11 protein-coding genes are annotated in these 12,034 nt (G+C 71.7%); 5 read left to right on the top strand and 6 right to left on the bottom strand.

Annotation, left to right across the window (positions count from 1 at the left end; translation table 11 throughout):
* Positions 1-20 precede the first annotated feature (20 nt).
* Positions 21-2,495, bottom strand: a complete 2,475-nt coding sequence (locus ACFYP4_RS27390) for an alpha-L-arabinofuranosidase C-terminal domain-containing protein (protein WP_358854669.1) — start codon at positions 2,493-2,495, stop codon at positions 21-23.
* 164 nt (positions 2,496-2,659) lie between these two features.
* Here ACFYP4_RS27390 and ACFYP4_RS27395 point away from each other — a divergent pair, with 164 nt between their 5' ends.
* The gene (locus ACFYP4_RS27395) at positions 2,660-3,124 is read left to right on the top strand and encodes a DUF6314 family protein (protein WP_358854670.1); all 465 of its coding nucleotides are present in this window, start codon (positions 2,660-2,662) and stop codon (positions 3,122-3,124) included.
* Here the strand turns inward: ACFYP4_RS27395 and ACFYP4_RS27400 are convergent.
* The gene (locus ACFYP4_RS27400; protein ID WP_388788887.1) at positions 3,121-3,705 is read right to left on the bottom strand and encodes a histidine phosphatase family protein; all 585 of its coding nucleotides are present in this window, start codon (positions 3,703-3,705) and stop codon (positions 3,121-3,123) included. The genes ACFYP4_RS27395 and ACFYP4_RS27400 overlap by 4 nt on opposite strands.
* 105 nt (positions 3,706-3,810) lie before the next feature.
* Entirely contained in the window at positions 3,811-5,262 is a 1,452-nt protein-coding gene (locus ACFYP4_RS27405) for a PLP-dependent aminotransferase family protein (RefSeq protein ID WP_388788890.1), read from the bottom strand.
* On the opposite strand from ACFYP4_RS27405, the gene ACFYP4_RS27410 reads away from it, so the two are divergent.
* Positions 5,261-6,283 (top strand): DMT family transporter, encoded by a 1,023-nt coding sequence (locus ACFYP4_RS27410; protein ID WP_388788894.1) that lies wholly within the window; start codon positions 5,261-5,263, stop codon positions 6,281-6,283. The genes ACFYP4_RS27405 and ACFYP4_RS27410 overlap by 2 nt on opposite strands.
* Before the next feature lie 89 nt (positions 6,284-6,372).
* A complete protein-coding gene (locus ACFYP4_RS27415) occupies positions 6,373-6,585 on the top strand; it encodes a DUF1918 domain-containing protein (protein WP_358854674.1) in 213 nt (70 codons plus the stop codon).
* A gap of 125 nt (positions 6,586-6,710) precedes the next feature.
* On the opposite strand, the gene ACFYP4_RS27420 is transcribed toward ACFYP4_RS27415, so the two are convergent.
* The gene (locus tag ACFYP4_RS27420; RefSeq protein ID WP_388788897.1) at positions 6,711-7,967 is read right to left on the bottom strand and encodes a glycoside hydrolase family 10 protein; all 1,257 of its coding nucleotides are present in this window, start codon (positions 7,965-7,967) and stop codon (positions 6,711-6,713) included.
* A 147-nt stretch (positions 7,968-8,114) separates the two neighbouring features.
* On the opposite strand from ACFYP4_RS27420, the gene ACFYP4_RS27425 reads away from it, so the two are divergent.
* Positions 8,115-8,996 (top strand): 3-hydroxybutyryl-CoA dehydrogenase, encoded by an 882-nt coding sequence (locus tag ACFYP4_RS27425; protein WP_358854676.1) that lies wholly within the window; start codon positions 8,115-8,117, stop codon positions 8,994-8,996.
* A gap of 299 nt (positions 8,997-9,295) precedes the next feature.
* Positions 9,296-9,553 (top strand): hypothetical protein, encoded by a 258-nt coding sequence (locus ACFYP4_RS27430; RefSeq protein WP_358854677.1) that lies wholly within the window; start codon positions 9,296-9,298, stop codon positions 9,551-9,553.
* 264 nt (positions 9,554-9,817) lie between these two features.
* Here ACFYP4_RS27430 and ACFYP4_RS27435 read toward each other — a convergent pair whose 3' ends face one another.
* Both ACFYP4_RS27435 and ACFYP4_RS27440 read right to left on the bottom strand, forming a co-directional pair.
* Positions 9,818-10,363 (bottom strand): NUDIX hydrolase, encoded by a 546-nt coding sequence (locus tag ACFYP4_RS27435; protein ID WP_358854678.1) that lies wholly within the window; start codon positions 10,361-10,363, stop codon positions 9,818-9,820.
* A 194-nt stretch (positions 10,364-10,557) separates the two neighbouring features.
* Entirely contained in the window at positions 10,558-11,898 is a 1,341-nt protein-coding gene (locus ACFYP4_RS27440) for a transcriptional regulator (protein ID WP_358854679.1), read from the bottom strand.
* Positions 11,899-12,034: the final 136 nt, after the last annotated feature.

Genomic DNA, 12,034 nt, shown 5'->3' on the forward strand with positions numbered 1-12,034 from the left:
GGCGTCCGCGCCCTCGGCGCCTACCGCGTCCTGATCCTCAGGAAGGTCACGGAGTTCGCCGGGAAGGTGTACGTGAACCTGTCGGCGACCCCCTCGAAGGTGGACGTCACGGGCGCGACGGCGGTCGCGGTCTCGCTGTTCACCGCGTCGGGCGAGGCGGCCAGCGTGGTGACCTTCGCCCTGGAGGCGACCTTCGCGCCGCCGAGGCCGACGGCCGTACGGGCGTCCGCCGACTGGGCGTTGACGACCTTGACGATCAGGTCACCGCTCTTGGCGTCGCGTGTGACGACCTGCCGGAACGGCTCGGCCGGTTTGTCGTCGGTGAAGGTTCCCCACTTCTCGCCGTCGAGGTAGAGGGTGACCTGGCGCCCCCGCACCTTGATGTCGACGTCGTAGGCGCGGCCCGTCTCGATCGAGCCGGGCTTGGAGAGCAGGGTCGACTTGCCGCCGTCGACGGCCTGTTCCACGGCCGACGTGGTGTTGTTCCAGCCGCCGAGGTTCCACCAGTAGTAGTTGCCGGTGTCCTTGACGCCGAAGGCGACGAGGAAGCCCTCCTTGCCGGACTTCTTGGTGGCCTTCACATGCAGGTCGTAGTCGTGCCAGGCGGGGTCGCCCGCCGAGACCATGGTGTCGGTGGCGGCCTCGTCGGTCTGCACGTACTGGCCGTCCTGGACGCTCCAGCTGCCGGTGCCCGTGTGGGTCCACCGTCCGGCATCACCGCTGAAGTCGTCGTCGAGCAGGGTGGTGCCGTCCGCGCCGGTGACGCGGACGTCGTCGTACGCGGCCGTGGTCGCCCATGTCGACAGGCCCACCGCGCCGGAGAGGGGCCCGCTCACGTCCGGTGTGCCGCTCGCCGTGGAGGGCACCACGCGGTCGCCGACGTTCCGCATGAAGAGCTTCTGCACCTCGTAGTCGGCCGATCCCCAGGAGGCGTGGTTGTTGAACCAGATCATGTCGGGCCGCCACTGGACGTAGTCCTCGTTGGCGAGCAGCGGGGCGTACGAGGCCAGCTTCACGACGTCCGCGTTGCGTTCCAGGCCGGTCATGTAGGCGGCTTCGGCGAGGGCGTTCTTGAACGTGTTGCCGCCCGAGGCGTACTCGCCGAGGAAGACCTCGGGTCCGCCGCGGTCGTAGGAGTCGTAGCGGTCGTTGTTCTGCAGGAACCACCGCGGGCTGTTGTAGTAGTGCTCGTCGACCATGTCGACGTCCGCGTCCTTGTTGAGCTTCCAGGCCGTGTCGAAGACCGGACCGCTGTCGTCGGGACCGGAGTTGGAGATCACGGTGATGTCCGGGTACTCGGCCGCGATGGCCGCGCGGAACTTCTCGAAGCGGGCGAGGAACTCGGTGGGCAGGTTCTCCTCGTTGCCGACCTCGAGGTGGGTGAGGCGGAAGGGCCGGGGGTGGCCCATCGCCGCCCGCTTCGCTCCCCATTCGCTGGTGACGGGCCCGTTCGCGAACTCGATCAGGTCGAGGGTGTCCTGGATGTGCCGTGCGAGGAGGGCGTCGTCGTCCGTGGCCCGGTTCTCGCCGCAGCCGGTGACCAGCGCCGGCACGACGGGCAGCGGCATCGCGCCGACGTCCTCCGAGAACTGGAAGTACTCGTAGTATCCGAGGCCGTAACTCTGGTTGTAGGCCCAGAAGTTGGAGTTCGTCGCGCGCTGCTCGACGGGGCCGACGGTGTCCTTCCACTGGTAGGAGCGGCGGCGCTCGTAGCCCGAGGCCTCGTCGTATCCCTCCATGCTGCCGGTGTTGACCAGACAGCCGCCCGGGAAGCGTACGAAGCCCGGGTGGAGGGCAGCGATCTTCTCGGCGAGGTCCCTGCGCAGACCATGGCCCTTGTAAGTGTCCCGCGGCATCAGCGAGATCATGTCGAGCGCCGCGGGACGGCCGGCGGCCACGGTGAGGCGGCCGGTGCTGCTGGTACGGCTCGCGGTGAACTTCGCCGTGTACTCCGCCCATCCGCCGCGCACGCCGACCCGGCGGGCGCGGGCGAGTGTGCCGTCGGCGTCGTGCAGCGTCAGGGTGAGGGAGGTGGCCGCTTCGGCGCGGGCCCGGACCGAGAAGTCGTAGACCTTGCCGCGTTCGACCCTGATCCCGGTGTTGTAGCCGGAGTTGGTGACCGAGGAGTCGCCGCCCAGGGTGAGATAGCTGCGGTTGCGAGCGTTGAGGCGTCCGCCGTCGTTCACCACCCGGGCGGTGCCGCTGGTGTCCCAGGAGGTGAGCGGGGTGTAGGACGCGTTGTCCGCGGTGCTGTACTCGAAGGAGCGGTTCTGGACGAGCTCGGCGTACAGCCCGCCGTCCGCGGCGCGGTTGATGTCCTCGAAGAAGACGCCGTACATCGTGTCGTCGATCTTCGCTCCCGAGCCCTTCGGGTCGACGGTGATCGAGTAGTCGGTGACGTCGGCTGCGTTCGCGGGGCCGGGCACGACGGCCGAGGCCACCAGGAGCGCGGCGGCCGTGAGACCGAGTCTCCAGCGGGTGCGGGTGGGTGACATGGATACTCCGCGGCTCTGTAGTCTGAACTTGTTCGAAATCTCGGACAGTGATCAGTACTTCGAACGGCAAGATAGGGAGGTGGCCGAAGCGCGTCAATGGGTTGCGCAGCATCGGATGTGCGCGGGTGCGTACCGGGGTCGGAAGTGACGGAGAGCAGGGCGGGATGGGCGAGTTCAGGCCGGTGGCCGACACGCTGGCTTACCTGGCCGGGAGCTGGCGGGTGGAGCGCCGGGTGGCGGATCTCGCGGCCGGCGCCGAGGGGCGGTTCACCGGCACGACGGTCTTCTCACCGCCCGAGGACGGCAGCGACGGCCTCCTGCACCACGAGTCCGGGACCTTCCTCTGGCAGGGCACTCCCCGTCCCGCCGAGCGGACGCTGTGGTTCCGGCCCGGGGACCGCGCGGGTACCGCGGCCGTACGGTTCTCCGACGGCCGCTTCTTCCACGACCTCGACCTGTCCACGGGCCGCCATGTCGCCGTCCATCCCTGCGCGGCGGACCTCTACCGGGGCGAGTTCACGGTCCACGACACGGACCACTGGCGGACGGTGTGGCGGGTGGGCGGCCCGGCCAAGGACCTGGTCCTCACCACCGACTACGTCCGCCTGCCGGAGACGGACAGTCCCTAGACGCGCTCGAGCCCGGATTCCAGGCGCAGGTTCCAGCGCCCCTTCTGCCCGGTGACGGTGACCGTCGACAGGGGTCGGACGTCGATGTTCCAGTACGCGGACGGCTGGGCCTTCAGGGCATGGACGAGGGCGGCCCGGACGACGGAGGGTTCGACGACGGCGACAATCCGGCCGCCGTCGCCGGCGGGCCGGGTGTCGAGCCAGTCGCCCACCCGGGAGACGAAGGACGCCAGCGACTCCCCGCCGTGCGGGGCGGAGTGCGGGTCGGCGAGCCAGGCGTCGACGGCGTCGGGTTCGCGGGCCATCGCCTCGCCGAGCGTGAAGCCGCGCCAGCGCCCCATGTCGCAGTCGCGCAGCGCGACCTGGACGAGCGGCGCATAGCCGAGCGCGTCGCCGGTCGCCCTGCTGCGCGGGGTCGGCGAGCAGTAGCGCGACTCGGCGGCCGATGGCGGCACGAGTCCACGTGCGGCACGCTGCGCTTCGTCCCAGCCGGCCTGGTCCAGCGGCCGGTCGTCCTCGAAGCGCTCGGCGAGCAGCGCGGAGCTGCGCGCGGCAGCGACGAAGGTGACCCGAAGAGGCATGCGGTGATGGTGGAGCGCGAAACTTCGCAGGTCAAGAGGTGTAACTGAGGGTATTGACGGGATCACCCCGGGGGCGCGTACCTGGAAGCGGCGGCCCGGTCCACGTCATCGATCCCCGGTCCGCCGGAGCACCTCGTCGCACGCCGCGCGCAGTCGCCGTACGCCCTCGGTGATCTCTCCCGGGCCCGCGACGGCCGCGAAGCTCAACCGCAGATGTCCGGCGGGCGGTTCGGCGCTGAAGTAGGGACGGCCGGGCGTCACGGCCACCCCCGCCCGCAGGGCCCCCGCGACGAGCGCGGCCTCGTCCGTGCCGTCGGGCAGGCGCGCCCAGAGCTGGTAGCCGCCGGACGGGATGTGCGGCAGGGCGAGTTCGGGCAGGTGGAGGCGGAGCGCCGAGGTCATGGCATCGCGCCGGTGCTTCAACTCGGCCGAGAGGGAGCGCAGATGGCGCGGCCAGGCCGGCGAGCCGACGAGTTCCAGGGCCGCTTCCTGGAGGGGCCGCGGCACGAAGAAGGTGTCGACGACCTGGATGGCGCGCAGCCTTTCGAGGACCGGGCCGCGGGCGGCGAGCGCGCTCACCCGGAAGCTCGGCGAGGTGGCCTTCGTCAGGGAGTTCACGTGCACGACCACTCCGTCGGGATCCTCCGAGGCGAGCGGCCGGGGCAGCGGCCCGGCGTCCTCGTGCGCGAGCCGCCGCACGAAGTCGTCCTCGACGACGAACGCCCCCGCCTCCCGGGCGATACGCAGTACCTCGCCGCGCCGCTCGGGCGCGAGGACCGCTCCGGTCGGGTTCTGGAACAGCGGCTGGCAGACGAAGACGCCGGCGCCCGTCGCCCGGAACGCGTCGGCGAGCAGGGCGGGTTGCACCCCGTCCGGGTCCACCGGCACCGGCACGGGACGCAGCCCCGCGGCGCGGGCGATCGCCAGCATCCCCGGATAGGTGGGCGATTCGACGAGGACCGGCGCACCCGGCGGAGCGAGCGCGCGCAGCGCGGTGGTGAGCGCCGACTGGCCCCCCGCGGTGATCAGCACCTCCGCCGCGGAGACGGCCCCGCCGATGTACCGGGCGAACCACTCCCGCAGCTCCGGGAGGCCCTCGACGGGCGGCCGTCCCCAGACGCCGGGCCGCCTCCCCGCCCTGGACAGGGCGGCGCCCATCGCCCGCTCGGGCTGCAACGAGGGATGGAGGTAGCCGCCGTTGAACTCGATCACGCCGGGCGGCGGGGCGGCCAGTGACACCAGCACGCCGGAGGCGTCCACGGTGCGGGGTACCAGTTCGGTGGCGGCGTCCGCGCTCAGCGACACCGTCTGCCAGGCGGTGTCCCCGGCCGAGACGGGAGCGGTACGCGCCGCGGCCCGGAAGGCTCCGGCTCCCGGCCGCGTCACCACCAGCCCCTCCGCGGCCAGCTGCGCCAGCGCCCCCGACACGGTCACGGGGCTGACCCGGAACCGCTCCACCAGGGCCCGACTCGACGGCAGCTTTCCACCGGGAGAGTAGCGGTTCAGTTCCCGCCGCAGCTGATTCGCCAGTTCACCAACGCTGCTACGCTCATGCATGACAGCACAGGATAGCGCTACCGCTCGGACCGCGATAGCGGTCAGCACGCCCGGCAGCTCGCACACCGGCCCGCTGGACACCCCCGGCAGCTCGCACACCGGCCCGCCGGACTCCCCCGGCAGCGCCCGCTCGGACCACCGGGGCGACGTGCGGCAGCGGGGCGACGCCCGCACGGGCACCCTCCTGGCCGCCCTCGGCGTCACCGCCTTCTCGCTCACCTTCCCCGCCACCGCCTGGGGCCTGGAGGGTTTCGGCCCCTGGTCCCTCGTGGCGGTCCGCAGCGTCCTCGCGGCGCTCGTCGCGGGCGGCTGTCTGCTGGCGCTGCGCGTCCCGTTGCCCGGGCGGCGGCACTGGACCGGGCTCGCCGTGGTCGCCGCGGGTGTCGTGCTCGGGTTCCCCCTGCTGACGACCCTCGCGCTGGAGACGGCCACCACGTCGCACGCGGCCGTCGTGGTCGGTCTGCTGCCGCTGACGACCGCCCTGCTCTCCGCGGCGCGCACCGGGGCCCGGCCCTCCCGGACCTTCTGGGCCGCCGCGTTCGCCGGGGCGGCCGCGGTGATCGCGTTCACCGTGCAGCAGAGTGGCGGGAGGCTGACCGGCGCGGACGCGTATCTCTTCGGCGCCCTGCTGGTCTGCGCCGCCGGCTACACCGAGGGTGGCCGGCTGGCCCGGGTCATGCCGGGGTGGCAGGTCATCGGGTGGGCGCTGGTGCTGTGCCTGCCGCTCTCCGTGCCGGGCGCGCTGGTCGCGCTGTCGTACGAGCCCGTCCACCTCACGGCGCACAGCGTGACCGGACTGCTGTGGGTCGCGGCCGGTTCGCAGTTCCTCGGCCTGGTGGTCTGGTACCGGGGCATGGCGGCGATCGGCGTCCCGAAGGCCAGCCAGTTGCAGCTGGCACAGCCGCTGCTCACCCTGGTGTGGTCGGTGCTGCTCCTCGGGGAGCACCTCACCCCGGCCGCACCCCTGACAGCCGCGGCCGTGCTGGTCTGCATCGCGCTCACCCAGCGGGCACGGGGCTGACCTCCGGCCACGGACCGTGTCAACGGCAGCCGTCGGCCGTAGACTTGTCGCACGGACCAAATCCGGCACGTGACGAGGAGGACCTCACGATGCGTGCAACCGTGGGCGACCAGCTGGTGACGCACGGCAGGATCGTCGGCCAGCACGACAAGGTCGCGGAGATCACCGAGGTCATGGGGGCGGAAGGCACTCCCCCGTACCGTGTGCGCTTCCAGGACGGGCACGAGGCAGTGATGTCGCCGGGCCCCGACTCCGAGATCCGCCACAGGGACACCGTGGTCCAGCCGCTCTTCCCGCGCTGACCGACCCGGCACCCGGCACCCGGCACCCGGGGGCCGAACGGCGGGGTGGCCGCGTCCGGCGGGCGTCGGCCGGCGCCGGTGCGCCGTCGTCGGCGGCACGGACGCCGTCGCGGCACGGGCGCCCGCTACCGGGCCGGTCCCGGCCGTCCGTAGTGATCGGCGACCACGCGTGCCATCGCCCCGATCCGGTCCACGGACACCTCCCTGGCCGAGAAGAAGACGTGGCCGCGCACCTGAGGGTGGCCCTGGGCGAAGGTGAGGTGGCGGGACAGCTCGGCCGGGTCCTGCCAGGCCGCGGGCTGGGCCGGATCGCCGGCCTTGTACAGCGCCTCACCCACGTACAGCCGCACGCCGGTGCCCCGGACGACCTCCGCCCACCACGGCACCAGCTTCGCGTAGTCGGCCGCGGCGAAGCCGATGTTCCAGTACACCTGCGGGCAGATGTAGTCGATCCAGCGCCTGCGCACCCATGTCCGGGTGTCCGCGTACAGATCGTCGTACGTCTGGACGCCGGCCCGGGTGTCCGAGCCGAGCGGGTCGGTCGCCACGTTGCGCCACACGGCGAAGGGGCTGATCCCGAACCGGGTGCCGGGCCTCACGCGCCGCACGCGGGCGGCCGTCTCCCGCACCAGCAGGTCGATGTTGTGCCGCCGCCAGGCGGCACGGTCCGGGAAACCCGCGCCGTGGGCCGCGTACGCCGCGTCGTCGTCGAAGACCTGGCCCGCCACCGGATACGGGTAGAAGTAGTCGTCCCAGTGCACGGCGTCGATCGAGTACCGGCGCACCGCGTCGAGCATCGCGTCCTGCACGAACGCGCGCACTTCGGGCAGACCAGGGTTGTAGTACAGCTTCCCGCCGTACGGCACGGCCCAGTCGGGGTGCAGCCGGGCGGGATGCGAGGCGATCAGCCGCGTCGGGTCGGTGTGGTTGGCGATCCGGTACGGGTTGAACCACGCGTGCAGTTCGAGCCCCCGGGCGTGCGCCTCCGTGACCGCCGTGCCGAGCGGGTCCCAGCCGGGGTGCCGGCCCTGGACGCCGGTCAGGTACTGCGACCAGGGCTCGTAGGACGAGGGCCACAGCGCGTCGGCCGTCGGGCGCACTTGGAAGATCACGGCATTGAGGCGGCGGCTGACCGCCGTGTCGAGGTGGGCCAGGAGTTCGGCGCGCTGCTCGGCCGCGGTGAGGCCGGCCCGCGAGGGCCAGTCGCGGTTGGCGACCGTCGCCAGCCACATGCCGCGCATCCCGCGCGCCGCACGCCTCCGCGCGCCCGCGGCACCGGCGCCCCGCGCACCGGGAACGCCCGCCGCGTCCCCCGCGGCCGGCAGGCCCGACAGCGTGGCCAGCGCCGCCACCGCGAACGCCCGACGTGACACCCGCCCCATCCGTGCACCCCCATACGCTGCGGATCCGCCCCGTCACGGATCGTCTCCCGGCCCAGCATGCCCGACCCGGACGATCGATCACCGGCACTTCCGGAGTAACGTGCTCGATCGGAGCAGGCACCGGACAACGGGGGACCTGCGGGCACGATGACCAGCGAAAGGGACGATGTGACCGACATCGAACGCGTCGGAGTGGTGGGCTGCGGCCAGATGGGGGCGGGCATCGCCGAGGTGTGCGCCCGTGCCGGCCTTGACGTCAAGGTCGCCGAGACCACCGGCGAGGCGTTGGAGATTGGCCGTACCCGGCTTTTCAACTCCCTCTCCAAGGCGGCCGAGCGCGGAAAGATCTCCGCGGACGAGCTGCGGGCGACGCAGGACCGGCTCACCTTCACCACCGACCTCGGCGAGTTCGCCGACCGTGACCTGGTGATCGAGGCCGTCGTCGAGAACGAGCAGGTGAAGACCGAGATCTTCCAGGTCCTCGACCAGGTGGTGACCCGGCAGGACGCGATCCTCGCCTCCAACACCTCCTCGATCCCGCTGGTGAAACTGGCCGTCGCCACCTCGCGTCCCGACCAGGTCATCGGCATCCACTTCTTCAACCCGGCGCCCGTGCAGCAGCTCGTCGAGCTGATCCCCGCGCTGACCACCTCCGAGGGGACCCTCAGCCGGGCGCAGGTACTCGTCGAGAAGATCCTCGGCAAGCACGCGATCCGCGCCCAGGACCGCTCCGGTTTCGTGGTCAACGCGCTCCTCATCCCCTACCTGCTCTCGGCGATCCGGATGTTCGAGTCGGGCATCGCGAGCCGCGAGGACATCGACAACGGCATGGAGCTGGGCTGCGCCCATCCGATGGGTCCGCTCAAGCTGTCCGACCTGATCGGCCTGGACACGGTGGCCTCGGTCGCGTACTCGATGTACGAGGAGTACAAGGAGCCGCTGTACGCCGCTCCCCCGCTGCTCCAGCGCATGGTCGACGCGGGCCGGCTCGGCCGGAAGACGGGCTCCGGGTTCTACACGTACTCCTGAGCCGGGTTCCCGCCTCGTCCCCGTTACCGGGCGAAGGCGCTCGATCCGGCCAGCCGCGTCCGGTCTCGGCCATGGCGGCGCGATCACCCCGCCTCACTCGCGCCTGCGAACACGCTCCGTCACCATCGGACGGGAAACGGGCCCGGCTCGCCTTCGCGCGCCGGGCCCGCTCCATTCACACACCGTGTGCGCGCCGGGCTCGCATATGCCCTTCGCACACGCTCCCCGCGCACCCACCAGGCGAGTTGACTTTCCGTGCGCAGGAAAGGGATGTGATGACTACGCAAAGGAGCGATCACGTGACCGTCGACCGGGAGCATCCCGTGGTCCAAGGGGAACTCGCAGAGTTACGGCGCCGCCTCGACGTGGCGCACGCGCGCGTCGAGGGAGGGCTGGCTCTGCTGAGTCACCGTGCCGAACAGACCGCCAAGGAGCTCGACGACCTGAGCGCACGGGTCGTCGCCCTCGAACACTCCCGCTGGCCGCTGCCCGCGGTCGCGGCCGTCACGGCCGTGGGCGCACTCGTCGTGGCGATCTGGCAGGCCCTCGGCCACTAGGCCGTGTCCGCAAAGTCCCGCCTGTTCCGCGACGCCTGGCACGCTCCCCCACTGCCCTGAAGGCGTGGGAGGTGCCCCCACTCGCCGCACCGGGCGAAGCCCCAAGTACGTCCAGTACGAGGGTCTCCGCCCGGCACTCCCCCAGCCTCCGGCCGGGGGGACCCCCAGAGCACGCACCAGACGCCGCGGAACCCGCCCTCCGGGCGGACGACGGGACTTTGCGGACACGGCCTGGAGCCTGCGGGTCGCAGGACGCGCGGGGGATCAGGGCACGGCGTCCTGCCCGAGCCTCAAGTGGTGCAGGAGAAGCAGTGCGGCCGCCATGTTGGCGGCCGGGACCTCACCGCGGGCGACCATGTCCGGGACGAGTTTCAAGGGAACCCATTCCCGGCGGTCCGATTCGAAGTCGTCCACGGGGTGCCCGATGTACGTGCCTTCGTCGGCCCAGTAGATGTGGTGCCTGGCGTCGGTGAGCCCGTTGCAGGGCTCGACGCTCATCAGACGGCGCAGGGGTCCCGGCCGCCAGCCGGTCTCCTCCTCCAGTTCGCGGGCCGCCGCTACGGCGATGTCCTCGCCGTCCTCGACGACGCCCGCCGCCAGCTCCCATCCCCAGCTGTCGGTGATGAAGCGGTGCCGCCACAGGAGCAGTACCTCGTTGGCCTCGTTCACCACGGTGGCCACGGCCACGGGCCGCAGCCTTATCAGGAAGTGATCGAGATGCCGGCCGTCCGGCAGCTCGACATCTGCGAGATTGACGCTGAACCAGCGGTTTTCATACACAGTTTGTTCGTTCTGTTTCGTCCACTGCACGGTTCTGCCACCTTCCGCCGAGTAGATGGCAATATCGCAGCAGGAGCGTCGTGGCAGCAGGCTCGCGGCAGTTGGCTCACAGCGCGGCGGCAGGCGCGGTGTGCCGCGCGGGGACGGACGGCCCGTCTCCCCGGCACGGCATGAGGTGTTCCCACGGGTTCCCCGCGGGCGTGCGGCAGGGTCGTCCGGGTCTTCTACAGCGGTACGCGCAGGGCCCCGTCGATGAGTTCGGCGGCCTCGGCCGTACCGGCGCAACCGCTGGTCACCAGGTGTTCGCGTACCGCCCGCAGTCTGTCGCGCAGGCGCTGGGACTCCATCCCCCGCGCCTGCTCGGCCATCTGGACGGCGGTCGCCACCGCCTTGTCGGCGTTGCCCTGGCGCAGCTCGATCTGGCTGAGCATCGCGAGCCGGTGCACCCGCCCCCGGTCGTGCGCGGGGGTGTCCACCGCCGCCGCGGCGTGCTCGGCCGCGGCCACCAGGTCCCCGAGACTGAGCAGCGCCTCCGCCACCTGTACGTTCACCAGGCCCGGTTGGACATAGCCGGTCTCGTCGGGCTCGTAACCGCGCCGGATGCGATCGGCCGCCAGTTCGGCCCGTCGGATGCAGGACAGCGCGCTGCTGCCGTCGCCGAGATGCGCGTACGCCTTGGCCTGCATCGCGTAGAGGTCGGAGGCGAGCGCCGGGGTGATGTGCCGGCCCGCGGCACGCAGCGCGGCCTCGGCGAAGGCGACGGCCTGCCGGTACTCCCGCATGAACAGCGACTGGTTGACGAGCAGTGCTATCACGTAGGCACCAAGTCCCCGGTCCCCACTGGCCTTTGCCAGGCGCAGCGCCTGATGGAAATAGCGCTGGGCGAGTCCGTGCGCGTCGGAGTCATAGGCGCAGATCCCCGCGACGGCCACCAGTCCGCCGGTGGCGCGGTGGAGTTGACGGCCGGTCTCGTCGGTGTAGCTGCCGCGCAGCAGGGGCGCGGTCTCGGAGTTCAGGAAACCGACGATCCGGGTGCGGGTCGCGACGCCGCCCGCCTTGCGGTACATCTGCTCGTAGTGGGCGCGGGCCGCGCGGAGCATCTCGATGTCGGCCATCTTGACCCGGTGGCGCCCGCCGCGCGAGACGTCGACGTCCTCGGGCGGGTTCTCCCACTCCCACACGGGCATCACGGCGGGCGTACCGGTGACGGCCGGGGCGCCGAGGATGTGCGGCCGTTGCTGCTCGTCGGAGCGCCACAGGGCCGTGGCCCGTTCCACGAAGCCGGAGAGCGAGGTGGCGTGCGGGACGGAGGGCTCGCCGGGGACTCCGAGACCGATGTCGTCGAGCGTGACGGGCCGGTGCAGCCGGCCCGCGAGCACCTCGCAGATCAGGTCGGGCACCTGACCGCGGGGGCGCTGTCCCTTCAACCACCGCGCCACGGCGGTGTGTTCGTACCGCAGCGCGAGGCCGCGCGCCCGGCCCGCCTGGTTGACGTGCGCGGCGAGACCCGCGTGGGAGATCCCGGCCTCGTCGAGAATCGCGTCGAGCAGAGTGTTGGGCTGCATGGAGGCCCTCCGATGACTCGGTGTCGACAGCGTAGTGCGTCCGGCTTCACACGGGGTGTGATCGGAATGCCCGAATCCGCGCAGTGCACGCGCTGTTGCGGAGCGTTTCGGGCCGCTTGACTGAATTGCCTCGCAA

It is taken from the genome of Streptomyces sp. NPDC005551 (assembly GCF_042871785.1).
Taxonomy (GTDB): Bacteria; Actinomycetota; Actinomycetes; order Streptomycetales; family Streptomycetaceae; genus Streptomyces.

Coding starts and splice junctions, on each gene's coding strand:
- ACFYP4_RS27390 (WP_358854669.1), bottom strand. CDS start 2,495: ATGTCACCCACCCGCACCCGCTGGAGACTCGGTCTCACGGCCGCCGCG.
- ACFYP4_RS27395 (WP_358854670.1), top strand. CDS start 2,660: ATGGGCGAGTTCAGGCCGGTGGCCGACACGCTGGCTTACCTGGCCGGG.
- ACFYP4_RS27400 (WP_388788887.1), bottom strand. CDS start 3,705: ATGCCTCTTCGGGTCACCTTCGTCGCTGCCGCGCGCAGCTCCGCGCTG.
- ACFYP4_RS27410 (WP_388788894.1), top strand. CDS start 5,261: ATGACAGCACAGGATAGCGCTACCGCTCGGACCGCGATAGCGGTCAGC.
- ACFYP4_RS27405 (WP_388788890.1), bottom strand. CDS start 5,262: ATGCATGAGCGTAGCAGCGTTGGTGAACTGGCGAATCAGCTGCGGCGG.
- ACFYP4_RS27415 (WP_358854674.1), top strand. CDS start 6,373: ATGCGTGCAACCGTGGGCGACCAGCTGGTGACGCACGGCAGGATCGTC.
- ACFYP4_RS27420 (WP_388788897.1), bottom strand. CDS start 7,967: ATGGGGCGGGTGTCACGTCGGGCGTTCGCGGTGGCGGCGCTGGCCACG.
- ACFYP4_RS27425 (WP_358854676.1), top strand. CDS start 8,115: ATGACCAGCGAAAGGGACGATGTGACCGACATCGAACGCGTCGGAGTG.
- ACFYP4_RS27440 (WP_358854679.1), bottom strand. CDS start 11,898: ATGCAGCCCAACACTCTGCTCGACGCGATTCTCGACGAGGCCGGGATC.